The following is a 24,933-nucleotide window of genomic DNA, read 5'->3' as shown; positions in this document are numbered from 1 at the left end:
TTGATTAACCGTCAAGACATGGCTCACATGCTTCAGAATCAATTCTGACGTTTATTGATTGAATCGAATATGAGACGATTACTAAATAAAACCTCACGCCATTAGTACAAGTACTAAAAAAATGAGATAACCCCGGAGAAACGCCAAGTGATCGAAAGAGAAGTGAGATCGATCGGAAACAGCTTCGCACTCCTGCTGGATCCAGACTCGCTTGCGGCAGGCCGCGACGCAAGGCGAAGCGATCCAGGATGCACGCCATGCATGCCCGCCGGTCGCTCGCCCCCGCGCGACGACTACCGTCTGGTGCGCGGCATCGTCGGCCGCCGTCGGTTCCCGGTCACGCGGCCTGACGCTGTTCGACCAAACATGAAATCCATCGCCGGGACCTGATCGACTACCGGCGGCCGCCCCGGTGGCGGGCGATATGAAGCCGGTGCCTCGGCGACATCTCGACAACTTCGCAACGCATCGCGCGCGGCCTCGTTTTCCGGAAGCGATTGCACGCTGAATCGCAGGCCACGCAAACGCGAAAATCGGCCGAGCCGGTTCGCCGACGGCAATCCGGATGCATCGCGCCCGGCGCGTCATGGCCGGGGACAAGGCGACGATCCCGTCATGCGGCACGGTCGGACTTGCGCCCGACACCGACACCGATCGCAGCTACGCGGAATCGTGAGGCCCGTCCGCGCGCGCCTCGGACAGCGCCATCAAGGCACGCTCCATTGCGCCTCGGAACGACGGCCAGATCTCCCGGAATGCAGCCAGTTCGCCTTCATTCAACGTTCTCTCTGCGGACGCGCACGCGTCTCTCGCTTCCGTTGCATGAGAAAGCGCGAAACCGCCGCGCATCGAATGAAGTTCGATCCTGACCAGATCGCAACGATCGTTCGCCAACGCGCTTTCGATCGCGGTCAAGGAATGCAGCGTCGCCGCATGCAACGTCCGCCTGATCTCGTCCGTCATCTCCGGATTCGCGCGATGATCCGGACGCCCGGCATCCGTCTGCGCATCGCGACAGGCATGCCGCCGCAACACGGCTTCGAGCGCACCGATCGACAGCGGCTTCAGCACGACCTCCACCACGCCGGCCCGCTCGCAGCGCCGGCGGTCCTCATCGGTCGCATGCGCGGTCATCGCGATCACCGGCACCGTCGCACCCTGCTCCCGCAGAAAATTCGCCAGCGCGAATCCGTCCAGTTCCGGCATGCCGAGATCCGTCAGCACGACGTCGAACGGATGCGTGAAGTACGCGCGCATCGCCTCCACGCCGTTGGACACGATCGTCGCGTCGTATCGCAACGCATCGAGCTGATCGCGCAGCAACGCACGGCTCGCCGGATGATCCTCGGCAACCAGCACGCGCAGTGGTTCGTCGTCGTCCGCGGCCGGCGCGTGCGGTTCGACGCCGTCCGTCGCATCGCCGCCCTCATCCGGCTCCGGCACGTCGCCGTAACCGCCCGCCGTGTCGGCGAACGCCGGCAGTTCCGGCGCGGCTGCCCGCCACCCGCCGGGCGCCTCGCGCAGCGGCAACGCCGCCACGAACGTCGAGCCTTCGCCGACGCGGCTGTCGACGCTCAGGTCGCCGCCCATCAACCCGACGATGCGCCGGCACAGCGGCAGCCCCAGGCCGGTCCCGCCGAAGCGGCGGTAGATCGACGCGTCGGCCTGGATATACACGTCGAACAGGGTGGGCAGGCTGTCCGCCGGAATGCCGATACCGGTATCGCGAACCACGATCTCGACGCGCTGCGCGCCCGTGCCGCCCGGCGCGAGCCGCACGTCGACCGTCGCGCCGCCGCGCTCCGTAAACTTGATCGCGTTACCGACCAGATTCGACATCAGTTGACGAAGCCGCGTCGGGTCGCCCACGTAGCCGTCGGCGAGGTCCGGCGCGATACGGCAAGCCAGTTCGAGGCCTTTCGCATCCGCGAGCGGCCGGAACATCGCGATCACGTCGGTCGCGACGCGGCGCAGATCGAACGGAATGCTTTCGAGCACCATCTGGTTCGATTCGGCCTTCGACAGGTCGAGCACGTCGTTGATCACGCGCAGCAAGGTGTCGGACGACGACGCGACCGTCCTCAGGCGCCGCCGTTCCGCCGGCGGCAGGGTGGCGCGCGCCATCAACTCGAGATTGCCGATGATCGCGTTGAGCGGCGTGCGGATTTCGTGGCTCATCGTCGCGAGAAACGTCGACTTGGCCTTGTTCGCATGCTCGGCCGCCTCGCGCGCTTCGCGCAGCGTCTCCTCCACCGCCTTGCGCGCGGTGATGTCGATCAGCGTGCACAGCAGCACGTCGATGCCGCGATACTTGGCGCGCACCATGTGCGCATCGAGATAGACGGCGCCGTGTTCCGCATGCTCGATCGTGAACTCGTGCGTGACGAGCCTGCGTGCGCCGCCGTCGCGCACCGCGTCCCGATAAAGCTGCCACAGCCGCTTGCCGAGCGGCAGGCCCGACACGGCCCTCTCGTACGCGACCATCGCATCATTGCGCACGATCGTGTCGCCGTCGATGATCGACAGCAGCGCCAGCCCGGCCGGCGCCGTGCGGATCAGCGTCCGGTTGAGCGCCTCGCTTTCGATCAGGCGTATCGCACGCCGATTGGCGGGGCGCAGCGCGCGCCGGTCGAACAGCACGATCGCGGCCCACAGCACCGCGATGCCGAACAGCGCCAGGCCGGACGTGATGCCGATCCGCATGGCATTCGCCAGCACCGCGCTTCGCCACGAATAGCGCCGGATCAGCACGAGATCGGATTCGCCCACACGGTCGCCGAGCACGAACCAGTCGCCGATGCGGTGCGGGATGACCGGAACGGCACTTCGATTCAGGACGCGCGCGAGCGTTCGCGCGACGAGCGCGCCGTCGCGCAGCCTTCCGTACACGACCTGTCCGTTCGGGGCGACGAGCAGGTTCTCCACGTCGGGCGTCCGGGACGCCATGATCCGGTCGAGCTCGGGACGGCCGTTGAAGACGAGCCACGCAAACGGCTTGCCGTCCACGTCGTTCAGCAACTGCGCGAAGCGGATCACGGGCCTGCCGAGCACCGGATCGTCGCGCGTCTCGATGACGAGGCCGGCGTGGGCATCGGCCGGTTCGAGCCGGCGCGCAAGCGCCTTCAGCCCGGACGAATCGATTCGCGCGGGGGCCCGCCTGGCCAGTTCGGCGCCGAACAACACCACGAAGTCGCCGTCCACGCCGACGAGATAAGCCGAGAACTGCCTGGCGATCGAAACCGGCGACGGCGTCGACACCGCGTGGCCCATCCGGTAGAGCGCGCCGATATAGCGCGCATACGCGGCCGGCGATTTCCCGGACGCGAGATCGGCGAACCCGACGACCGTCGACTCGCCATGCGGGTCCAGCCAATCCAGCCGGCCGCCACGGGCGATCATGGCTTGCAGGTCGGACGGCGGCACCGCATCGGGGCTGCGGTTGGCCGCGGTCATGTTGTCGGCAAAGCGCCCCAACAACACCTTCGTCACCTGCAATTCGCCGTGCAGTTCCGCCGCGTCCCTCAGGAACGACGAACGCATCTGCGCGACGTAGTCGCCGACGGCGAGTCGCACGACGAGCAGCGCACACAGCATGATGAACGCGGTAATCGCCACGCCTCCGCCGTACAGCAGCCCCTGCTGCTGACGCCGGACCCTGCCCGGCTCGAACGGCTTCCGGCCGACGGCGGCGGCCTGCGCGGCCAGCCTTTTCAATTTTTCGGGCATACGATCCGCCGGGGTTGCACTATCGCCGGCCCCGGGCCGGCATTCGCCCGCGCCCCCGGCAGCTTGCCGGGGAGGCGACCGTGACGACGCGTCGAACCGGCACGCCGGAGCGGCATGCGCACCGCGCCTGCCGCGCGGCTCGCCCGCCCGCTACCCGCGCCGGGTCGTGCGCGCACGTCAGTCCCGCGCGGCGGGCCCGCCCCGACCGGACGGAGCCTGCACGTTGCCTTCGTCCGCATAGCGGATCAGGTCGGCGTCGCGGACGATCCCGAGCTTCTTCATCGCGCTCGACTTCTGGGAGCTGATGGTCTGCTTGCTGCGATGCAGCTGCGTGGCGATCTCGCCCACTGTATAGCCCGCACCGAACAGCCGGACCACCTCGATTTCGCGCGTGGTCAGCGCACGCGCGACGGACACGGCATCGCCGTCCTGCAGCAGCTGCTTCACGAACGGCGACATGTAGTTCGCGCCGACATGGGCCGCATGCACGGCGCCGATCAGGTGCGACAGCGCATCCGACTTGCTGAGGATGCAGTTCACGCCCTGCTTCTGGATCGCACGCAGCACGCTCGGGTTGTCGATCATCGTGATCGTCACGATACGCAGCGCGGGGTAGCGGCGCTGCAGGAACGACAGCAGCACGAGACCGTCGCCGTACTTGCCGCCGGGCATCACATAGTCGAGCACGAGCACGTCGCTCGGCTGCGCATCGAGCGCCGCGACCAGGTCCGTCGAATCCGAAACGGTATTCACCAGCTTGATCGTGCTGTTGCCTTGCAGCGCCTGCGACATTCCGAGCGCCGATGCCGGGTGGTCGTCCGCCACCATCACGCGCACTGAGAATTCGTCCATGTTCCTGTTTCTCCCCGAGGCTTTCCGTCACGCATCCGGCTCGCGGCGCGACGCCCGCATGCTCGCGTCGTCAGCCGATCGTCAGCCGCATTCGGCTCGCCGGACAATATTGACCCAATTTTAAGATAAATCCGGCTGCATTCATCGCGGGCGGGCGGACCGTCGATGCACCGCCCATCCCGCTCGCCGACAGGCTGGTGCGCTGCGGCGGCCACATCGCGCGGCCCACGGGCCACGGCATCGAAAACCGCGCCCCCGGGAAAGCCGTTGCGCCGCGCACCCACACGCGCCAGCGGCGGCCCTTGCGGCCGGCTGGCCCGAGTCGGTCGTCCCGACCGACGCTATCGTACGCCGTGCGGCGCGACGGGCCGGCGCGTCACGATCCCGACGCGCGCCGGCCCGATGCCGCGCGCTACCGGTGCACCGACTCGCCGGGTTCGTCGAATCGGCCGTTTTCCTGGCGCATTTTCCATTCGCTGATCGCGCGACGTCTCTGCGCCGGCGACATCAGCAGGTACTCGTTCATCATCGTCAGAAACTCCTTGCGCGAACGCTCGGACAGCGTCGCGAATTCGATCAGCAGTGTGAATATTTTCCCCAGGTGACGCATGGCCTTCCCCTCCAGTGTGAATTGAAATGTGCTCTGCGACTGGCGCCGGCACTCTGCCTCTGTTATTTCGAACATGCGTTACTGCGTTACCTGTTGTCGGTTACTTGCCCGTCAGTGCCGACTCGCGATCGGCCTGCCCGCGCGGCGCGCGGCGCGATGCGGCGTCGCACCGCTGCCATGCAGGCGCGAGCACGCCGTGCAGGTGCGCAAGCGTCACGGGTTTCGTCAGCACGCGCCGCACGCCCGCCGCCATGCAGCGGCGCATGCCTTCGGGCGTCACGTGCGACGTGATGACCACCACGTCGCTCACGGCCCCCTGGTCGCGCGCGGCTTCGGCCAGCACGTGCGCGGGGAGGTCGTGAAGATCGGCGGCGATCAGCAGCACGTCCCAGCCGCCGCCGGCCAGCGATTCGAGCGCCGCGCGCCCGGACCCGACCTCCGCCGCCCTGCAGCCGAGCGCGTGCAACTGCTCGCGGAAAATCGGCCCGTCGACGGCTTCGTCGTGCGCGACCAGCACACGCAATGCACCGGACGCGGGCTGCGACGGCCATGCGTGCCCGGCGCGCTGCCGGCCACGCGTCGCGACGTGCGACGGTTCGCCGGCGGACGACACGGCGCCCGCACTTGCGCCGCCGCACGCCAGCGCGGCGCGCAGGCCGCCGAGCGAATAGCTCGAGACGCGCACCGTGCCACCCGCGCGATGCGGTTCGAGCGGACCGTCGCGCGTGGCGAGGATCAACGGCGCGCAGCCGTGCAGGCCGCCCAGCTCCGCATGCGACCAGGTGTCCGGATCGCCGAACAGCACGACCGGGCCGGCCAGATCGCCCGGCAGGCTCGACAGGCTGTCGTACACATCGACATCGAACCCCCATGCGTGCAGGTGCGGCAATGCGAACTCGCGCCACGCGCGATGCGCGGCAACGAGCGTCAGCGCGCCTGCCTGGGCGCCTGCGCCGTGCGGTCGGCCGAGCACCGCGACGCCTGCGCCGAGCGGCAGGTGCATCGTGAAGCAGCTGCCGACTCCCGGCTCGCTCGCCACGTCGATGCGGCCGCCCATCGCCGCGATGAGGCCATCGCACAGCGCGAGCCCGAGCCCCGTGCCGCCATAGCGGCGCGTGATCGACGTATCGACCTGCGAGAACGCCTTGAACAGCGCGCGGCGATGCTCGGCGGCAATGCCGATGCCGGTATCCTCGATCGCGACCGACAGCGCCGGCGCGCCGTGCCCCTCGGCAACGACGGCCACGCGTACGGTCACGCGGCCCGCGCTCGTGAACTTGATCGCGTTGTTCAGCAGGTTGCCGAGCACCTGCGCGAACCGCGTCGGATCGCCGCGCATCCGCTGTGCATCGGACGCGCCGATTTCGCAGAACAGTTGCAGGCCCTTCGCCTTCGCGATCGGCGCAAACGCACTCAGCTCGCGCGCGACCGCCGCGATCACGTCGAACCCGATCGACTCGACCTGCATCGCGCCGGCCTCGATCTTCGACAGATCGAGAATGTCGTTGACGAGCGCGAGCAGGCTCGTCGCCGACGTGCGCAACGTGTCGACGCGGCCGTGCTGGACCGCGTCGAGCGCCGAGCGCTCGAGCAGCTCGAGGTTGCCGAGGATCACGTTCAGCGGCGTGCGGATCTCGTGGCTCGTTGCCGCGAGGAACGACGATTTCGCGGCATTGGCCGAATCGGCCGCGCGCACGGCCTCTTCGAGCTTCTGCATCAGCCGGTGCTTCGCGGTCGTGTCGGCAACCGCGGCGATCAGCACGTCCTCGCCCTGATAGCGTGCGCCGCACGCCGTGAATTCAAGATGCAGGTGCGCGGCCGCGCCGCTGCCGACCACGAGATCGTCGTGCAGCACGCGGCCCGCGCCGCCGTTCGCGACGTGCGCCTGCCACGCGGCGGCCATCTGGTTCGACAGCTCGCGATGATCGCCGCCGATCCGCGCGACCATTTCCCTGAGCGCGGGGCTCGCGAGCATGCAGCGCCCGTCGTCGCGCGCGATCAGCCCCAGCCCGATCGGCGCCATCTCGATCACGCTGCGGCACAGCGCCTCGCTGTCGACCACGCGCTGCGAGCGCGCGTAGAGCGGTGCGAATTCGCGCCGGTGAAAGCGCAGCAGCAACACCCACATGACCGCGAGCGTCAGCAGCGTAGCCGCCATCAGCGTGCCGGCCGAATGCCCGACGCCAGACGCGATATCGGCCCACGACAGCGCGTAGGCGAAGGTCCAGCCCGTCGATTCGAGCTTGCCGTGAAACAGCAGGAAGCCGTCGCGGAACGCCGGCGAACCCGGGGTCGCGCCGCTGCGCCACGGGGCCAGTTGCAGCAGGCGCGCGGCGCGATCGGCGTCGCGCGCGGCGGGATCCATGGCAACGAGCCGCCCGTCGGCCGTCGTGATGTAGAACGCGCCGTCGGGCCGATAGTCGGCCAGCCACGACAGCAGGTAGTCGGGCGGATATTCGGTCACGAGCACCGCAAACGTTTTACCGTTGTCGTGTGCCTCGGCCGCGATCCGGATGCGCGGCTGCCCCGATACGGGATCGGTGAACGGTGCGAGCCAGCGCACGTGCGGGCGGGCGTCGACGATGCCCGGATATGCGCGATCGAAATCGATACGCAGCGCATCGAGCACACGGGCGCGATCGTCGGGCGACACCAGCGCGGGATCGTCGCGGTTCCGGTTCGGCACCAGGCCGAACATGCCCGTGCGCGTGCTGTAGTGATAGCCCTCCAGCGTGCGCCCGCGATTGAGCGAACTCGCCGCGCAGATGCGCGACAGCAGCACCGACAGCGACAGGTAGCGGGCGACCTCGACGCGGTCGCCGGTTTGCCCCGGCACGCCGAGCACGAGCGACGGATGCGGCCGGATCGCGACGCGCTGGTCGTCGCTGAAGAACGCATCGACGAGCGGTTCGGGCGCGCTATCGGCCTCGCGCCAGATCAGCTGCGCATTCGCGACGCCGTTGCGGAACGAGGTCTCGCTCACCTGGATCTCGTTGAGCGTCTGCTCCAGGCCGTTCAGGTAGTTGCGCCGCTCTCCCTCGACATGGCCCGAGACGATCGCCGTCATCCCGAGACCGCAAGCGATCAGGACCAGGACAGTAACGACGATGCCGCCACCGAACACCGAAATGCTCAGGTAGCGGCGGAGGGCTTGAAGCGGGCTCTGCGACATGACACGCGACGAGGGTCGCGCCCTCGAACGATGCCGATTCGAAACGCGACGTCTTGCCGGAACTCACCCTGGAAAAGATGGAATGAATGCCGACGATGCCAAACGTGTGGGAGAGCGTCCACCCCGAATGAACCGTTTCGTACACGTCAAGTTCTATTGATTGAATATTTAGAACTTGACCTAGACTCGACGTGGAAAAAGGGCGCGCCAGGGCGCGTTCAGGCTGCGTGCACGGCACACCCGACGTGCAACCGGGAGGATGCGGAAACGGGAAAAAGGCGGGGGCGAGCCGTCGAGCGGCAACCCCCGCGGAGGCGCCGCTCAGGCGGCGAGGCACATCGTCGGCCGTCGGGCGACGGCCGGTCAGTTCTGGGTGAGCGGGTTGAGCGTCGTGCACAGGAACCCCGTGCAGTTCGCGGGCTTGAAATAGAACGATGCCATCACCGGCGTCGACACGCCGAGCGCGAGATCGCCCAGATACGCGGTGCTCTGCGCGCCGAATGTATCGGCCTGCTGGACGAAGCCGGCGCCGCTCGACTGGATCGCGGCCGACTGGTACGTGAAGGTCGACGATTGCGTCCGGTCCTTCACGTAGACCCACGAGATCGTGCTGCCGAATTCCATCCCGCCCTTCGCGCGATAGCCCTTCGCGCCTTCGCTGTTCGCCTGCGCGATGAAGTCGCCGACGGTCGTCGTCGGCACCAGTGCATCGTACGCATAGGTCGAGTTCGACGCGTTGTTCTTCATGTACACGTTCGCCTGCGACGACGGCACCGTCCCCACCTGCATCGGCCCCAGGAACCAGAAGCCCGACTGGCCCTGGCCGTTGGCCTGCGTGAGGAACGCGTTCGAATCGGCCGGCAGGGCGGCCGTCGTGTACGTGTAGGTGGCCGGCGAGCCGCCGTCCTTGCGATAGAGATAGCCGTACGCGTACGGCCCTTCGAAGCGATAGCCGCTCGCGCCTTGCGTGTTGGCCTGGTTGACGAAGCTCGTCATGTCGGACGGCGCCGCCTGCAACTGATAGGTGTACGTCGGCACGGTGCCGTCGTTCACGAAGATCGAGCGCGACCCGCCGCTGGTCGGGTCGTAGTAGTCATCGCCCAGATAGCGGTAACCCTTCGCGCCTTCGCTGTTGAGCAGCGTCAGGAAGCTCGCCTGGTCCGCCGCGGTCGGCTGCGCGTCGTAGCGCAGCGTCAGCGTGGCGCCGCCGGAACCGCCCGCGCCACCCGAACCGCCCGAACCGCCGCTTCCGGTACCGCCTGAGCCCGTGCCGCCGGCGCCGCCATTGTTGCTCGTGCCCGAGCCGCCGCCGGACGACGCGGGCGAAGCGCTGTCGTCGCCGCCGCAAGCAGTCAGCGCGAGACAGGTCAATGCGATCACGGCGACGGTTTTCATCGGGGTCCCCTCGAAACGAACAGGACGAACGAAGCCGGCGCGCGGATCATGCCGCACGCACGGACGCTTGCGAAGCGGAAACCGGCCTGCGGCGCACCGCCGGCCGGGAAACGTCAGTTGACCTGGAGCTGGCCGCCGCGGCCGAGGCCGCCCTTGACGTCCTGCGCCTTGTAGCTGCGCAGTGCGATGACCATCTTGTTGTACGCGTCGATGAACGCGACGACGGTCGCCTTGCCTTCCGGCGTCGTCGAGAAGCCCGCGAGCGCGCCGCCCACGCCGCCGCCGAAGCCGCCCAGCGCCGCGCCGTAGTTGGTCGCCGTCGAGCTGCCTTCCGACGCCGCGATCTGCACGGCCGAGCGCACGTCGAACAGCGTCAGCGTGACGACCGACGCCTTCGACTGCAGGTGCCCGGCCACCGCCGCCACCGCGCTGTTGCCGATCAGCCCGCCGATCATGCTGCCGATGCCGCCGATCGGCGAATCGTTGATGATGATCTGCGGTTCCATGTAGTAGTCGGCCGCGACACGCTGGCCCTTCTGCTGCTTCGAGCCCGCGCGATACTCGCCCGAGTTGCGCTGCAGTTCCGTGATGCGCGACAGGCGCGCGTCGCTCTTCTGGTTGCCGATCGAGGTGATCACGAAGCAGTTCGACTGCTGGACGGCCAGGCGCAGCAGCGGGTCGATCGACGTCATCTTGGTCGCGCTGCCGAACGGGCCCCACCAGTCGGCGTTACGGCCGTCGTCGACGGCGATCGTGCCGAGCGGCGACGCGCAGCGCTGCAGCCCCGAATCGGCGCCGGCGCTCGCGCCGCCCGCGGCCGCGCCCGTCACGCCGACGTTCTGGCCGCCGGGCGTCACCATGCCGCCGCAACCCGCCACGGACGCGCACAGCGCCGCGGCAAGCGCACCTTGAGTAAGACGTTGGGAAAAGATGGTCTTCATGTCGTTGTCGATCGATAGTGTCGTTGTTCGGCTTATGTGTTCGTGCGAACTTCGTAAGCCCCCCGGGCATGGCGCGATGGTGGTCTCCCCGCTGCCGCCCGTTGCTTCAGGTCCGGTCAGTAGTACCAGTACGTCTGATGCCAGACGCCGTAGTACTGATAGCCCGAGTACCAGTAGCCGTAATAGACGTCACGCCACTGCGTGCGCCATTTCCAGTCTTCTTCGTCTTCCTTCTTGGCCTTGCGGGCAAGGTCGAGCAGTTTCTTCGATTCCTTGTCGCCGCGCCCCGCTGCGATCGACAGCCACTTGTCCGCTTCGCGCGGATCGGAGCCCATTTCCTCGAGGCCGAACAGGTAGAAACTGCCGAGCGCCTTCTGCGCCTGCAGGTCGCCGCGCTCGGCCGCGTCGCGCATCCACTTGAGTGCCTGATAGCTGTCCTGACGCACGCCGTCGCCGCGGAAATAGCGCAGGCCGAGGTCGTAGGCAGCCTTCGGCTGGGCCTTCGCGGCCTGCTTCAGCGCGACGATCCGCGGATCTTCGCGGTCATCCGCATCGTCCTTCTTTTGGTAGGACACCTGATCTTTTGGACGATCGGAGCAACCTGTGTCGTCGCAGATCCGCACCGTGTTATTGGTCACGGAAGGATCCTGCGCGCACGCGGCCAGCAGCAGCATCAGCAGCCCCGGTGCGAGTAAACGGCGATACATTGGTACTTTCCTCAGGTTTTATTGGCGCCGCAATTCTTCGAGCCATCCCACCCCCGGGAGCACGCCCTATACCCGGTTGCGCGCGGCGCGGCGAATATAATCCGCCAGCACCGTCACGCACCCCAAGGCTCTCTCAGGTTCTCTCTTCGAATCGATCTGTCACTACCTAATACCGCCTATCGCAGCGCCGACTGCCGTCGGCAACGGTCTCCAAACATGACGCGACAAACAATAGTGACGTGGTGAGCAATAATAATGCAGAAAAATGGCATGTCAAGGTCATTCGCTTTTTCAAAGCTTGCATGGCGCGTCACTTTTGATATGCTGTTCCTCGCCAAAAACCCCTGGAGACCCCATCGAGATGTCCAACAGCGAGCAGGCCAACGTCGATCTCATCACCGCCACCAAGGTGCGCGACCTTCTGACCCGGAACGGCATTCCGCCACGCAGTCACAACACGACCATCGCGAACGTGCTGGGCCTCAGTTTCTCGGTCGTCACGCGCAAGATGAAAGGCCTGATCCCGTGGAACCTGTCGCAGTTGCAGGACATCGCGACGCACTTCGGCGTGCCGCCCGCGATCCTGCTCGACGACAAGGGCGCGCAGCCGGTCGCGGCCGAGATGATCGACGCGACGCTCGTGATCGAATCGCGCCGCTTCCGCTGCCGGGCTGCGATCTCGACCAAGGCCAGCAGCCAGATCGACACGGATTTCGTCGCGCTGCAGTGGCAGGGCGAATGGATCGTGACGGAGCGTCAGCACGCACGCGAGGGGCGCACGTATGCGGTCGACGTCATCGAGTTGCGCTCGAGCCAGCCCAACGTGTACGCGGCCCGGATCGCCGTGGTCGACGATTCGCAGGACGTCGCCGAAACGGTGTGTGAGTATTTCATCGAGAAAGGCGTGAACGCGATTCCGTATTTCGACGGCGCGACGTTCCGCAAGGCGCTGGAGGTCGAGGATTTCGACGGCTACATCCTCGACTGGATGCTCGGCGACCAGACGGCCGCCGAACTCGTGCGCGGCATCCGTTCGAGCGAGAACAGCGGTGCGCCGATCTTCCTGCTGACCGGCAAGATTTCGACCGGGGAAGCGAGCGAGGACGAGATCGCGCACATCGTGTCGCACTACAACGCGCGCTGCGAAGAAAAGCCGGTCCGCCTGCCGATCCTGTTCGCCGAAGTGGCGCGCGAACTGAAGATCGCGCTGCCGGCCACGGCCGCCGCAAACTGAGCCCCCCACAAAACCAATCAAGACACGACCGAGGGAATGACATGCGAGTTTCGACCATCTGGATCAAGCGCCTGCTGACGGCCTGCCTGCTCGGCATGGCGGCCGCGTCATGGGCCGCCTCGTCCTTTACGTTCACCGTCGACGGCAGGATCGACAGGACCAACCAGCCGGGCAGGAAGGTCTACGTGTTCTCCGAGCAGGCGCTGATGGCGCTGCCGCAGTACACGATCGTCACGTCGACGAGCTGGACGCCGAAGGCGACCTTCACCGGCCCGCGGCTGTCCGACGTGCTGAAGACCGTCGGCGCGCACGGCACGCAGATCGAGTTCCGCTGCATCGACGAGTACACGTTCACGATTCCCGTGGCGGACGCCGACCGGTACGGCGTGATCCTCGCGCGAACGATGAACGGCAAGGTGCTCGGCAACGACAACTACGGCCCGCTGTGGATCATGTATCCGCGCGACCAGTATCCCGACGACCTGAAGACGCCGCTCGGCGAAGCGAAGTTCGCGTGGCAGATCATCGGCCTGACCGTGAAGTGAGCCTGCACGCAAGATGAAACGCCGGCGCTGGAAGAACCGCAAGATCCTCCTGATCCTCGGGACGCTGTGGATCGCCGGATGCGCCGCGTGGGCGGTCCTGCTGTGGGACCTGCTTGCGACTTCGGTCAACGAGGGCGTGCTCGAAGGGCCGCGCGAAGGCGTGTTCTGGACGGCCGCGCAGTACCGGAACGTCTATACGCGGTTCGACCGGCAACTGATCCTCTACGCCACGGGCGAGGACGACGACTTCGACCACGTGCAGATGCAGCTCGACAGCCTGTCGGTATCGTTCGGATTCCTGCAGCGGCCGTCCGAAGTGTCGGAATACTGGCTGCGCATCCCGCGCGCGCGCAACGAGATCGAGGCGCTCGGCGAATTCATGGCGCGCCTGAAGCAGGAAGTGCCGCTGCTGCGCGAGACGCCGAAGAATGCGCAGAACGTGATCGACGACGTCAGCGCGTACTGGCCGAAGGTCAACGGCCTCGCGAACGACTTCCGCGCGATCGAGATGGCGCAGCGCGACTTCACGTTCCATCAGTTGAGGAACAAGCAGCGGGCGATCCTGATTCTCGGCGGCGTGCTCGGCGTCATGCTGTGCTCGCTGTTCCTGATGCTGTTCTATACGATGCGCACCCGCGACGACCTGCTCGAACGTCAGGATGCGGCGCTCGACGCGGAGCGCAAGGCGTCCGACCGGGCGTTCGAGATGATCGAGGCGAAGAACGCCTTCCTCGGGATGGTCAGCCACGAGCTGCGCACGCCGCTGCAGGCGATCTGCGGATCGATCGAGATCCTGCTCGCGCGCCCGCAGTCCGACGCGAACCTGAAGACGATCCGGCGGCTGCAGAATTCCGCGCTGTCGCTCGAGGCGCTCGTCAAGGACCTGACCGACTACATCAAGCTGCGCTCGACGAAACGCCTCGCCGAACTCGAAGCGGTCGGCATGGCGCCGCTGCTCGCCGAAGCAATCGAGCCGCTGCGCGAGAAGATGGCGGCCAAGCGGATCGCGATCGCGCAGTTCGTCGAGCCGCCCGATCTCGCGATCCGCACCGATCGCAAGCTGTTGCGGCAGGTGCTGTCGAACCTGATCGAGAACTCGGTCAAGTACACGCTCGGCGGATCGATCCACGCGTCGATCATGCTCGCCGACGCGCCGGCCGGCCAGCAGGTCAGGATCGCCGTGCGCGACACGGGCGCCGGCATCGCGAAACAGCACCTGTCGAAGATCTTCGAGCCGTTCTACCGCGCGAACGACGCGGTCGGGCTGCACGTGGACGGAATCGGCATGGGGCTCGCGGTCGTGCGCGAGATCGTGACGACGCTGCGCGGGCATGTGGACGTGCGCAGCGTGGTCGGCGAGGGCAGCGAATTCATCGTGACGCTGCCCGTCGAAGTCCCCGGCAACGACACGGCCGGCCACGCGGCCGGCGAAGCGCCCGCGCTGCCGCACGCGCCCGCGCTCCGCGGCCGGCGCGCGCTGGTGGTGGACGACAACGACAACGCGCGCGAAACGATCGGCGCGATGCTGGCGGCGCTCGGCATCGAAGCCGACCTGTGCGGCACCGGCCAGGACGGCGTCGCGCGCTTCGGCACGGGCCGCTACGACATCGTGGTGCTCGACCTGGAACTGCCGGACCTGAGCGGCTTCGAAGTCGCACGGCGCATTCGCGCCGTCGCGCAACCCGACGACGACGGCCGCCATCCGGCGATCCTCGGCGTCAGCGCGTATGAATCGGCCGCGCTGCGCGAGGACAAGCACGTGTTCGACGCATTCCTGCCCAAACCCGTCCACCTGCGAGAACTCGGCGCGCTCGTCGAGAAGCTGCTCGGCTGAACCGGTGCGCCGCATGCCGCGCGAGCGGTTGGGCGCGCCTGCCTGCTCGCCTATTCGCCGATCAGGTGCAGCACGATGTCGCGCCGGTGCGCCGCGCGCCGATGCTCGAACAGGTAGATGCCCTGCCAGGTGCCAAGCACCATGCGCCCGCGTTCGACCGGGATCGACAACTGCACCTGCGTGAGCGCCGTGCGCAGGTGCGCGGGCATGTCGTCGGCGCCTTCGGTGTCGTGCTCGTAGCGTGTGTCGTCCTCGGGCGCGAGCGCCGCGAAGTAGCGTTCGAGATCGCGCCGCACCGACGGATCGGCGTTTTCCTGGATCAGCAGCGATGCCGACGTATGCCGGCAGAACACCGTGAGCAGGCCCGTGCGGATCGCCTGCTGATCGACGAACGCGCGCACTTGCGGCGTGAATTCGACGAGGCCGCTGCCGCGCGTGTCGACCGCGATGTGCGTGATGGCCTGTTGCATGACCGGCGGCGTCAGGCCAGCGCGGCGAAGCCGTCGGCTTCGATCTGCTTCGCGTCGGCGGGGCGCACGACGCGGGCGACCTCGACGCCGTCGCGCAGGAACACCAGCGTCGGCCATAGCTTCACGCGAAACGAGCGGCCGAGCGGGCGGCCCGGGCCGTCCTCGATCTTCAGGTGCCGCACGGCGGGATGCGCGGCGAACGACGCGACGATCGCGGGCTGCGCGGCCGCGCAGATCCCGCACCAGTTCGTGCCGAATTCGATCACGGTTGTACCGCCCAGTGCGTCGACTTCCGCGCGCGTCGGCGCATTGGCGGTGTAGCGTTGCTCGGTGTCCATCGGGCCCTCGTGTGCGGTGGCGGAACGTGGCACGCCCCGTGTGCATGGTGCGGCGGGCGCGGCCTGCGGTTTCCTACTGTAGCGGAAAAGCGTGCGCGACGCCGGCCGGTCCGGCGCCTGCCTGCGCGCGCCGTCCGGAATGACATGACAAGATTCGGAGCGCCGCGCCGCCGGGACACGGTCAGCATGCGACCTGATCCGTCAACGAGGGCCCCGATCATGAATGTGAATGCACCGCATTGCGTCGCCGAACCGAACATCCTCTATTTCGGCACGCCTGTCGTGCTGGTCAGCACGCTGAACGAGAACGGCACCGCCAACCTCGCGCCGATCTCGTCCGCGTTCTGGCTCGGCTGGCGCGGCGTGATCGGCATCGCGGCCAGTTCGCAGACCACCCGCAACCTGCTGCGCACCGGCGAATGCGTGCTGAACCTGCCGTCGTCGGCACAGGCGCACGCGGTCGACCGCATCGCGCGCACCACCGGCACCTGGCCGGTGCCCGACGGCAAGCGCGCGCGAGGATACGTGTTCGAACCCGACAAATTCGGCACGGCCGGGTTGACCGCGGCCGCGTCGCACACCGTCGCGCCGCCGCGCGCGCTCGAATGCCCGGTGCACATGGAGGCGATGGTCGCGGCCACGCACGGGATCGGCGAGGAAGCGGCCGACCTGCGCGGCCACGTCCGCGTGTTCGAGTTGCGCATCCAGCGCGTACACGTCCACCCCGATCTGCTGATGGACGGCGATCCGGATCGTATCGATCCGGACAAGTGGTCGCCGCTGATCATGAGCTTCCAGAAGTTCTACGGCCTCGAACCGCGGCAGGTGCACGCGTCGCGGCTCGCCGAGATTCCCGAGCGCGCATATCGCAGCCCCGACATCGAGCGTTCGCGCGAGGCCGGCGCGCCGGTCGGCGCCGCACACTAGTCGAATGCGGCGGCCGGCGCGGCGGGGCCCCGGCCGTGCCGTGCCGAATTCGCCGGAACCACCGGAACCACCGGAACCACCTCATCGTCGCATGCGCGTGGGCGCAGCGCTCGCACGGCGCACCGCCGGCCGCCGCGCGCGTACGGGTGCGCCGAAGCCGATCGGATAAGATACGGTCGGCCACGCACGGTGGCTCATGACCGAACCGACGGAGTGTTTTCAGTGATTCAACCGACCGCAGTATTCAAGGACAACCTCGCGCAATTGCCGGCCATCGATGGCATCGCACGCATCGATCTCGTCGGCGCGAACGGCGACGTGGTCGCGACCATCGAAAACCAGCCGGGCAAACAGGGCTCGCTCGCGGTGTACCACTACCTGAAGCAGGCATTCGGCACGCTCGACGCGCAAGCCGCCGAACACGGCCTCGCGGTGTTCGCCGAACACACGGCCGACGCGCGCAACCGCCCGGGCGCCCATCCGAACGTCGATCGCCTGCTGGCGATCGTCGCCGGCGGCGACGCGCTGCGAATCGACGTCGTCCCGAAGGGCTGAGCCGTTGCCGGCACGCACACGGCACCCCGCAATCCTCCCGTCCGGAGGCGTTGCCCCGGAGACTGCCCGCGTGTCCCGCCACATTGCGCTTTCGCCGGCCTGCCGTCTCGCGTCCGTCGCCGCGATCGCGGCCGTTGTCGGCGCCGCGTCCGGCGGGACGGCATCCGCCGCGACGCTGCACACCGCGTCCGATATCGCCGGTGCGTCGCTGGTGCCGCTCGGCGTGCTGCCGCACTCGCCGGAGCACGGCGCGCTCGACCCGTTTTGCACGCAATATCGCGCGAAGACCACCACGGCCGCCAGCCGCGAAGTCGAGAAACGCGGCTGGCTCGTGACGTCCGAGGCGCCGCTCGGCCGCTACACGGTCGTCACGTTTGCGAGCGGCTTCAGCGCCGGCACGAGCGCGATCTGTTTCGCGCGCAACGGCAACCTCGGCGTGTTCGACGGCACGACGCTCGTCGCGCTCGGCTATACGGCGCGCCATGCGGGCTGGCAACTCGGCTCGGCCGACCGGCTGGAAAACGGTGCGCTGCTGATCTGGGGCGGCGACGGGCCGGCGCCGCCCGCCGGCGAGTTGCACGCCACGCGTGACGGCCTGCGCCTGACCCGCGTCGCCGACACTCGCACCGACTGCCAGGGCCGTGCGGTCGTGCCCAACGTGTACGGCAAGCCGCTCGATGCGGCGCGCCGGATCCTGATCGCGCACGGCTGGCAGCCGCTGCGCCCGCGCGAGCCGCCGAACGCGACCGACGGCGCGGCGACGCTCGCGAAGCACGGCATCGTCGAAGCCGAAGCGTGCTCGGGCACCGGCATGGGCTATTGCGCACTGCGCTACCGGAGCGCGGCCGGCGTGCTCGGCGTGACGACGGCGGGCGGCGAGCCGGACAAGCCGTCGGCGAACACCGTGATCGACTATCAGGTCGCGTGTCGCAAGCCATGAGCCGGCTATCGCATGCGCAACCGTGCGCGTCCTCCGGCACGTGACGCCGCTTTCGTTTCGGGACGCGCCATGTCGCCGAAAGCGGCACGCGGCGGCGGGCGATCCGCTTCGCCGGCATGCGCGGCCCTCGTCCCTGCGTCCGATTGACCGGCCTCACCCGCCCGCCTAAACTGACCACCCTTTACGTCCCCGCGACGAAAGGGCTGCCATGATCGATCTCTCTACGCTCGCGCTGTTCTCCGGCGCGTGTCTCGCGCTGACCGCCACGCCGGGCCCCGACATGCTGCTGATCGCATCCCGCAGCGTGAGCCAGGGCCGGCGCGCCGGCTTCGCGACGCTCGCGGGCATCCAGGCCGGCACCTACTGCCACGCGCTTGCCGCCGCGCTCGGGCTGTCGCAGCTGTTCGTCGCGGTGCCGCTCGCGTACGACGCCGTGCGCTTCGCGGGCGCCGCCTATCTGCTGTATCTCGCGTGGAAGACCTTCCGTTCGAACGCGACCGCGCTGTCGCCGGTCGCGTCGCCGCGCCGTCACTCGACCGCGACGATCTTCCGTCAGGGGCTCACGACCAACCTGCTGAACCCGAAGATGGCGCTGTTCGTGCTCGCGCTGTTCCCGCAGTTCGTGCGGCCCGAGCACGGTTCGATCGCCGTGCAGATCCTCGTGCTCGCGACGGTGCTCAACCTGATCGGGCTGGTCGTGAACGGCGCCGTGATTCTGTCCGCGAGCCGGCTGAGCCAGCGGATCGGCGCGCGCCGCCGCCCGTCGAAGCTGCCGCAGTATCTGCTCGGGTCGGTGTTCGTCGGGCTGGCGGCACGGCTCGCGGTGGCGGGGCGGCAGTAGTCCCGGCTTGCCCGGGTCAGGCCGGGCCCCGATCGACGCCTGCGGATAGGCTCGCAACGCACTGGCGCGTATCCGCCACCACATGCAACGCGTCGCTGTCGAGCAGGCTCGCCGGCGTAACCGTGCGGCGGCGCCACGGAATCCGGCCGAAATACCAGATCTTCCAGAAGCCGAGCGGATGGCCGGGATTGCGGCGCAGCAGCGTGTCGAAGGTCTCGACGTCGCCGAGCGCGATCCGCGTGGCGTCGCGCACGACTTCGCGCACGAACCGCGAGCAGAACTGCCGGCTCGACGCGAGATTGAACCCCGTGTCGTAGACCACGCCGATCCGGCGCATCGCCGCGTCGACGAGTTCGCGCCGCTGCGCGGCGTCGAGCGGCTGCTTCAGGCGCGCGATCACGCACGCGCCGCGATCGGAGCGCGCGAGAAAGCGCGACATCGTCGTGACGCGCGACAGCGGAAACGTGCTCTCCGCGACGAGCACCTCGCCGCCGCGCTCGCCGACGACGATCCCGACGTGATTCGTCCACGAGCGCGTCGCGCTCGCCACTTCGAGAAACGGCCGCACGGTCACGCGGATGAACACGATGTCGCCGATCTGCGGCTCGACCGGCAACGGCATGTCGTGCGGTTCGGATGAGGCGACGGAGAAGCGACGCCGCCGGCCCGCGCCGGGCGAGCGGATCATGAGCGGCCGGCAACCGGAATCGACAACCATACGGACCTCGCGCAAGTGGATATGGCGCGAGGATGTCAGCAGCCGCCGCGCGCCGCATCCGCTTCTTGCGCGAGGGCGGATATCCGTGCCGGCGGGTGGCGAAATGCGATACCGGCGCAACGCGCGCGGTGCGATGCAGCGGCCCTCAGCGCGTCGCGCCCAGCGCCACGCGCAGCCGCTCCATCAGTTGCGTGTAATACCGCAGCACATCGTCCCTGGGCACGACATTCGCGGTCGCGAAACGATCGGACCACGCAGGCTTCCATTCATACGTACCATGCACGCTGCGATCGCCGTCGGGCGCCTGGATCAGCGAGCGGATCCGCGCGTCGCGGCCCGGGCCCGTATGCACGTCGAACAGTGCGTGGATGTACGTGTGATACGCGTCGTACACGTCGTCGTCGAACAGGTAACGATAGATGTGGAACGTGCGGTCGAGCTCGCGCTTCGCCCGGATCGCGTCGTCGGGCGAAATGTCCTTCCAGTAGCCGATCCACGTGTAGAAGCACAGCAGCGCGTTGAGCTGCGGCGCGACCGCGTCGTACAGCGCCAGCCGCTTCTCGATCAGCCGCTGGTTGGTCCATTGCACGAGTTCGAGCCGCTTCAGCCGGCGTGCAACGAGCCAGCCGAGACACGCGACCGACAACGGCGTCAGTACGCCCAGCACGAGCTTGACGATTTCCAGCGAATTCCACGGGTTGTTGATTGGCTGCATGAAGGGCCCGACAAGAAGGAACGCGTTCGCAACCATGCACGGCCCGGCGCCCCGCGCCGCCTGCCCGACCGTGCCGGCATTGACCGTTAGTTGCTTGCGCATCGAACGTCGCACGGCCACGCGGGCCGCCCGTTCGATGTGGCGTGATGCGTCAGTGTATCCGGCGATTGTCACCGCGCCGTGACCGTCCGTCGACGCACCGTCGCCCGCCCGCGTCGCGTCAAGTCGGCAGCGCCGACGTGAGCTTGACCTTCTGCATCGGGATGTCGGTCTTCACGCTGAGCACGCCGGGAATGCGCGTGAGGGTTTCCATCTGGAAGCGCCGGTAGTCGTCGATGTCGGCCGCGACGACGCGCAGCAGGAAATCGCAGTCGCCGGCCATCAGGTGGCACTCGACGACTTCCGGCATCTGCTGGACGGCCTCCGCGAAACGGTTCACCGATTCCGCGTCCTGCCCCTTCAGCCACACGCGCGTGAAGATGGTCAGCCCCTTGCCGACCTTCGCGGGATTCAGCACCGCCACGTATTTCTCGATCACGCCGGCCTCCTCGAGAAGCCGCACGCGCCGCAGGCACGGCGACGGCGACAGCCCGACCTCCTGCGCGAGCTCCACGTTCTGCATGCGGCCGTCGCGCTGCAGCGCGTTCAGGATCCGGCGATCGATGGCATCAAGTTTCATTTGGCATCCAATTCCAAAAAATTCATGTATTGCACGTTCAATGCCAAATTCTGTGAAAAATCTGGACACAACGCAACCCGATTCGAGTCAAAAAAGCAGACAATTCCTCCCCCGAAGGAGGAGTAATGAGCAGTAGCGTTTCAACGTCGTCCGGGCTTCGCGACAAGCCCGCCTATGTCGCCGAGATGGGTCGCGGATTGCGCGCGGCGCTGCCCGTCATGCTGGGTTTCGTGCCGTTCGCGCTCGTGCTGGGCGCGCAGGCCGCGCAAAAGGGGCTGAGCCTGTTCGAGGTGCCGATGATGACCGGCATGAACTTCGGCGGCGGTTCCGAATTCGCGGCGATCCATCTGTGGACGTCGCCGCCGCATATCGCGCTGATCGTCGCGATGTCGTTCCTCGTCAATTCGCGCCACATCCTGATGGGCGCCGCCTTCGAGCCGTATATCCGGCGCCTGCCGCGCCGCCGCGCGTTGTTCGCGCTGTTCTTCATGTGCGACGAGAGCTGGGCGATGTCGCTCGCCGATGCGCGCGCGCGCTCGGCCACGCACATCAGCGTGCCCTACTACGCGGGCATCTGCGTGGGGCTCTACCTGACGTGGATCTCGATGACCACGCTCGGCGCGGCGGTCGGCCCGACGATCGGCGACGTCGAGCAATACGGCTTCGACATGGCGTTCACGGCCGTGTTTCTGGTACTGCTGCGCGGGATGTGGAAAGGGATGCGCGCGAGCCGCCCGTGGTTCGTGAGCCTCGTCGTCGCGGCCGCCACGCACCTCGCCGTGCCCGGCGCGTGGTACGTCGCGGCCGGGGCCTGCGCGGGGCTGATCGCCGCGCTGCTGTGGGAACCGCGCGATGCCTGAGCTTCCGGATTTCAGCACCGTCGCGACGATCGTGCTGATGGCGTCGACGACCTACCTGTCGCGCATCCTCGGCTACGTGCTGCTGCGCAACCGCACGCTGAGCCCGCGGATGGCCTCGGTGATGGAAAACGTGCCCGGCTGCGTGCTGATCTCGGTGATCGCGCCGGCCTTCGTGTCGACGCGCCCGGCCGACCTGCTCGCGCTGGCCGTCACGCTGATCGCGGCGACGCGCCTGTCGATCCTGCCGACCGTCATCGTCGGCGTCGCGTCGGCCGGCCTGCTGCGGCACCTGCTCGGCTGAACGGCTCCGACCCGCCGCATGCGCGGCGCGGCCACCGGCGAACGGGCGCGCGATGCGCCCGTTTTCACGTCCGCGCCGCCCGCGCGACACGACGACTCATGCGCGGGAGTGCTAGCCTTGTGGCTTGCGCGTGGCTGCACGCCCCGCGCATTGCCCATCCATCTCCGCGAGGATCGTCCCGATGCCAGAAACCCGCCCGCTGTTCGACTGTGTCCTGCTCACCAACGACGACGGATTCGACGCCCCCGGCCTCGATGTGCTCGAACAGGTCGCCGCGCAACTGGCGCGCGAAGTGTGGATCGTCGCACCGGCGGAAGACCAGAGCGGCACGTCGCATTCGCTGAGCCTGCACGCACCGATGCGCGTACACCGCAAGGGCGAGCGCCGCTTCGCGGTGCGCGGCACGCCCGGCGATTGCGTCGCGATCGCGGTCAGCCATCTGATGAAGGACGCGCGGCCCGACGTCGTGCTGTCCGGCGTGAATCGCGGCGCGAACCTCGGCACCGAGACGGTGTTTTCCGGCACGGTCGGCGCCGCGATGACGAGCATGCTGGTCGGCGTGCCGGCCATCGCGCTGAGCCAGGCCTTCACCGATCGCCACGCGGTGCCGTGGGGCACGGCCCTCGCGCACGCGCCGGACGTCGTTCGCCGGCTCGCCGCCGCCGGCTGGGACAACGACGCGTGCCTCAACGTGAACTTCCCCGCCCGCCCCGCGCAGGACGTGCGCGGGCTGAAAGTGACGAACCAGGGCGCCGGCACGTTGCAGGGCATCGAAATCGTGTCGGGCCGCGACCCGCGCGAGATCGACTATCACTGGCTGAAACTCGCCCGCGCGCCGCGCGAGGACGATCCCGATTCGGAAACGGTCGCGCTCGGCGAAGGGTATGTCACGGTCACGCCGCTGAAGTTCGAGCGCACGCACGACCATGCGCTCGCGCGGCTGCGGTCGAACCTCGGCTGAGCGCGACACCCGGCCTGCGAACGGGCACGGCCGTCGTCGCGCGCGGAGCGCCGGCGCGCGGCCGCCCGGGCGCGGCGCCGTACCGCCGCATCACGTCAGGTTCAATCCCCCGTCGAGCATCACGATCTCGCCCGTCACGTAATCGGACGCGACGAGCATCGCGACCGTCTGCGCGATGTCGTCCGGCGTCGCCGCGCGGCGCATCGGCGCGCGCTCGCGCCAGAGCCGTTGCGCATCCGTCCAGTCGGCGGTGAGCGGCGTATCGACCAGGCCCGGCGCGACCGCATTGACGCGAATCGCCGGCGCAAGCGTGCGCGCCAGCAGCCGCGTCGTGTGATTGAGCGCGGCCTTGGCCGCCGCGTACGGAATCGACGCGCCCTTCGGCCGCACGCCTGCGTGCGAGCTGACGTTCACGACACACCCGGCCCGCCCGCGCGACGCCGCCTCGAGCAGCGCGGGCTGCGCTTCGACGACGAGCCGGAACGGCGCGATCACGTTGACCTCGTGCATCTCGCGCCACACCTCGGGCGTCGCAGCGGCAAGATCATCGTGCGGGATCACGCGGCTGATCCCCGCATTGTTGACGAGCACGTCGAGCCGCCCGTACAGGGCGAGCGCGTCGCGGATCAGCCGCACGCGTTCGGCATCGTCGGCGAGATCGGCCTGCACGTAGGCCCCGCCGAGTTCGCGCGCCATCGCGCGGCCGGCTTCCGCCGAGCTGCGGGAATGCAGGATCACCGCATAGCCGTCGGCCGCGAGGCGTCGCGCGACGGCCGCGCCGATCCCCGACGTCGAGCCGGTGACGAGCGCAACAGGCCGGTGCAGGCGCGCCGCGCGCGGCTCGGCGACGGCTTCGGCTTCAGGTCCGGTTTCGGAAATCGGGGCATGCTTCGGCGGGAACGGCGCGTCCATGTCGGAAACCCTGTCGGTAGTGTTCCCGCATCATAAACGCGACGCCGGCCACGGCCGGGATCGCATCGCCCCGATCGAGGCGGCCGGCCGCACGCTGCGCGACGGCAGTGAAAAACCCGGCGTGCGACGATCGCCGCGACGGCCGGGCGCGGTGCCGGCATCTCGCGTCTCGACGACGCGAGACGTCACGGCTGCTTCGGCATGTCGACGTAATCCTCGAGTTCGCCGGCGACATAAAGCCGCTTGCCGAGTCTCGGGTATTCGCACACGTCGTGTTCGAGACGCTGACCCATGACGATCAGTTCGAGCGGCGCGTCGCCGGTATTCTGCAACGTATGCGCTTCGCCGCCGCGCGGAAAGCCGAGGAAGTCGCCGGGCCCGACGTCGTACGTGCATTCGCCGATCGTGACCGCACCGGTGCCGGACAGGACGTACACGCATTCTTCTTCGTACAGGTGCCGGTGATACTCGGCCGATTCGTGACCGGGCATCAGCGTGAGCAGATGGACGCCGAATTGCGTCAGGCCGGTCAGATCGCCGAGCGGCCTTTTGAGGCGCACGGCATTGGGATTCAGCGAATGCACCGCGCGCGTCGGTTCCATCTTCGCGATATCGGCGGCTTTCAGCAGTTCCCGGGGGGGAGTAGGCGACATGGGGCTCTCGTCGGGTTGGTATCGATTGAACACGCAACCCGGCCCCG

The 24,933-nt window shown here is 68.0% G+C and carries 24 protein-coding genes; 10 read left to right on the top strand and 14 right to left on the bottom strand.

Annotated features, from left to right (window positions below):
* Positions 1 to 660: 660 nt before the first annotated feature.
* The 7 genes from GQ57_RS02300 to GQ57_RS02270 form a co-directional block, all read right to left on the bottom strand.
* Positions 661 to 3,726 (bottom strand): ATP-binding protein, encoded by a 3,066-nt coding sequence (locus GQ57_RS02300; protein ID WP_034196960.1) that lies wholly within the window; start codon positions 3,724 to 3,726, stop codon positions 661 to 663.
* 177 nt (positions 3,727 to 3,903) lie between these two features.
* Positions 3,904 to 4,578, bottom strand: a complete 675-nt coding sequence (locus tag GQ57_RS02295; RefSeq protein ID WP_031397349.1) for a response regulator — start codon at positions 4,576 to 4,578, stop codon at positions 3,904 to 3,906.
* 412 nt (positions 4,579 to 4,990) lie between these two features.
* Positions 4,991 to 5,263 carry a hypothetical protein gene (locus tag GQ57_RS02290; protein ID WP_321029191.1) on the bottom strand — a complete coding sequence of 91 codons (273 nt, stop codon included), beginning with the start codon at positions 5,261 to 5,263 and terminating at the stop codon, positions 4,991 to 4,993.
* Between the two features lie 25 nt (positions 5,264 to 5,288).
* A complete protein-coding gene (locus GQ57_RS02285; protein ID WP_034196959.1) occupies positions 5,289 to 8,360 on the bottom strand; it encodes a hybrid sensor histidine kinase/response regulator in 3,072 nt (1,023 codons plus the stop codon).
* Positions 8,361 to 8,723: 363 nt separating this feature from the next.
* Positions 8,724 to 9,755: a hypothetical protein gene (locus tag GQ57_RS02280; protein WP_031397346.1), complete on the bottom strand. Its 1,032-nt coding sequence runs from the start codon at positions 9,753 to 9,755 to the stop codon at positions 8,724 to 8,726.
* A 113-nt stretch (positions 9,756 to 9,868) separates the two neighbouring features.
* Entirely contained in the window at positions 9,869 to 10,696 is an 828-nt protein-coding gene (locus tag GQ57_RS02275; RefSeq protein WP_031397345.1) for a hypothetical protein, read from the bottom strand.
* A 116-nt stretch (positions 10,697 to 10,812) separates the two neighbouring features.
* Positions 10,813 to 11,403 (bottom strand): tetratricopeptide repeat protein, encoded by a 591-nt coding sequence (locus tag GQ57_RS02270; RefSeq protein ID WP_031397344.1) that lies wholly within the window; start codon positions 11,401 to 11,403, stop codon positions 10,813 to 10,815.
* 361 nt (positions 11,404 to 11,764) lie between these two features.
* On the opposite strand from GQ57_RS02270, the gene GQ57_RS02265 reads away from it, so the two are divergent.
* The 3 genes from GQ57_RS02265 to atsR are packed head-to-tail and all read left to right on the top strand — an operon-like array spanning position 11,765 to position 15,016.
* Positions 11,765 to 12,637, top strand: a complete 873-nt coding sequence (locus GQ57_RS02265; protein WP_031397343.1) for a response regulator — start codon at positions 11,765 to 11,767, stop codon at positions 12,635 to 12,637.
* 41 nt (positions 12,638 to 12,678) lie between these two features.
* Positions 12,679 to 13,182 (top strand): molybdopterin-dependent oxidoreductase, encoded by a 504-nt coding sequence (locus GQ57_RS02260; RefSeq protein WP_031397342.1) that lies wholly within the window; start codon positions 12,679 to 12,681, stop codon positions 13,180 to 13,182.
* Positions 13,183 to 13,195: 13 nt separating this feature from the next.
* On the top strand, positions 13,196 to 15,016 hold the full coding sequence (gene atsR / locus GQ57_RS02255; RefSeq protein WP_034196958.1) for a hybrid sensor histidine kinase/response regulator AtsR: 1,821 nt from the start codon (positions 13,196 to 13,198) through the stop codon (positions 15,014 to 15,016).
* 50 nt (positions 15,017 to 15,066) lie between these two features.
* Here the strand turns inward: atsR and GQ57_RS02250 are convergent, their stop codons facing one another.
* On the bottom strand, positions 15,067 to 15,486 hold the full coding sequence (locus GQ57_RS02250) for a secondary thiamine-phosphate synthase enzyme YjbQ (RefSeq protein WP_031397340.1): 420 nt from the start codon (positions 15,484 to 15,486) through the stop codon (positions 15,067 to 15,069).
* Positions 15,487 to 15,497: 11 nt separating this feature from the next.
* Positions 15,498 to 15,824, bottom strand: a complete 327-nt coding sequence (locus tag GQ57_RS02245; protein WP_031397339.1) for a thioredoxin family protein — start codon at positions 15,822 to 15,824, stop codon at positions 15,498 to 15,500.
* Between the two features lie 225 nt (positions 15,825 to 16,049).
* Between GQ57_RS02245 and GQ57_RS02240 the strand changes: the two genes are divergently transcribed.
* The 4 genes from GQ57_RS02240 (at position 16,050) to GQ57_RS02225 (ending at position 19,087) form a co-directional block, all read left to right on the top strand.
* The gene (locus tag GQ57_RS02240; RefSeq protein WP_034196998.1) at positions 16,050 to 16,751 is read left to right on the top strand and encodes a flavin reductase family protein; all 702 of its coding nucleotides are present in this window, start codon (positions 16,050 to 16,052) and stop codon (positions 16,749 to 16,751) included.
* Between the two features lie 222 nt (positions 16,752 to 16,973).
* Positions 16,974 to 17,306: a DUF2322 family protein gene (locus GQ57_RS02235; protein WP_031397337.1), complete on the top strand. Its 333-nt coding sequence runs from the start codon at positions 16,974 to 16,976 to the stop codon at positions 17,304 to 17,306.
* A 70-nt stretch (positions 17,307 to 17,376) separates the two neighbouring features.
* On the top strand, positions 17,377 to 18,246 hold the full coding sequence (locus GQ57_RS02230) for a hypothetical protein (RefSeq protein ID WP_052001006.1): 870 nt from the start codon (positions 17,377 to 17,379) through the stop codon (positions 18,244 to 18,246).
* Positions 18,247 to 18,454: 208 nt separating this feature from the next.
* On the top strand, positions 18,455 to 19,087 hold the full coding sequence (locus tag GQ57_RS02225) for a LysE family translocator (protein WP_031397335.1): 633 nt from the start codon (positions 18,455 to 18,457) through the stop codon (positions 19,085 to 19,087).
* Positions 19,088 to 19,103: 16 nt separating this feature from the next.
* Here GQ57_RS02225 and GQ57_RS02220 read toward each other — a convergent pair whose 3' ends face one another.
* The 3 genes from GQ57_RS02220 to GQ57_RS02210 all read right to left on the bottom strand — a co-directional run bounded on the left by GQ57_RS02220 (position 19,104) and on the right by GQ57_RS02210 (position 21,199).
* The gene (locus GQ57_RS02220; RefSeq protein WP_034196957.1) at positions 19,104 to 19,805 is read right to left on the bottom strand and encodes a YebB family permuted papain-like enzyme; all 702 of its coding nucleotides are present in this window, start codon (positions 19,803 to 19,805) and stop codon (positions 19,104 to 19,106) included.
* A gap of 145 nt (positions 19,806 to 19,950) precedes the next feature.
* A complete protein-coding gene (locus GQ57_RS02215; RefSeq protein WP_031397333.1) occupies positions 19,951 to 20,520 on the bottom strand; it encodes a hypothetical protein in 570 nt (189 codons plus the stop codon).
* A gap of 220 nt (positions 20,521 to 20,740) precedes the next feature.
* Positions 20,741 to 21,199, bottom strand: a complete 459-nt coding sequence (locus GQ57_RS02210; RefSeq protein WP_031397332.1) for an Lrp/AsnC family transcriptional regulator — start codon at positions 21,197 to 21,199, stop codon at positions 20,741 to 20,743.
* A gap of 125 nt (positions 21,200 to 21,324) precedes the next feature.
* Here GQ57_RS02210 and GQ57_RS02205 point away from each other — a divergent pair, with 125 nt between their 5' ends.
* The 3 genes from GQ57_RS02205 to surE all read left to right on the top strand — a co-directional run bounded on the left by GQ57_RS02205 (position 21,325) and on the right by surE (position 23,321).
* Positions 21,325 to 22,059, top strand: a complete 735-nt coding sequence (locus GQ57_RS02205; RefSeq protein WP_034196956.1) for an AzlC family ABC transporter permease — start codon at positions 21,325 to 21,327, stop codon at positions 22,057 to 22,059.
* On the top strand, positions 22,052 to 22,360 hold the full coding sequence (locus GQ57_RS02200; protein ID WP_031397330.1) for an AzlD family protein: 309 nt from the start codon (positions 22,052 to 22,054) through the stop codon (positions 22,358 to 22,360). The genes GQ57_RS02205 and GQ57_RS02200 overlap by 8 nt, the downstream gene beginning before the upstream one ends.
* Before the next feature lie 181 nt (positions 22,361 to 22,541).
* Positions 22,542 to 23,321: a 5'/3'-nucleotidase SurE gene (surE, locus tag GQ57_RS02195; protein ID WP_034196955.1), complete on the top strand. Its 780-nt coding sequence runs from the start codon at positions 22,542 to 22,544 to the stop codon at positions 23,319 to 23,321.
* A 90-nt stretch (positions 23,322 to 23,411) separates the two neighbouring features.
* On the opposite strand, the gene GQ57_RS02190 is transcribed toward surE, so the two are convergent.
* Together GQ57_RS02190 and GQ57_RS02185 are read right to left on the bottom strand one after the other, a co-directional pair.
* Positions 23,412 to 24,233 carry an SDR family NAD(P)-dependent oxidoreductase gene (locus tag GQ57_RS02190; RefSeq protein WP_034196954.1) on the bottom strand — a complete coding sequence of 274 codons (822 nt, stop codon included), beginning with the start codon at positions 24,231 to 24,233 and terminating at the stop codon, positions 23,412 to 23,414.
* Positions 24,234 to 24,418: 185 nt separating this feature from the next.
* Positions 24,419 to 24,886 (bottom strand): cupin domain-containing protein, encoded by a 468-nt coding sequence (locus tag GQ57_RS02185; protein WP_031397327.1) that lies wholly within the window; start codon positions 24,884 to 24,886, stop codon positions 24,419 to 24,421.
* Positions 24,887 to 24,933 lie beyond the last annotated feature (47 nt).

This window comes from Burkholderia sp. MSh2, from assembly GCF_000731655.1.
Lineage (GTDB): Bacteria > Pseudomonadota > Gammaproteobacteria > Burkholderiales > Burkholderiaceae > Burkholderia > Burkholderia paludis.
Note: the sequence above shows the minus strand (reverse complement) of the source record. Positions and strands in the feature narration are given on the sequence as shown.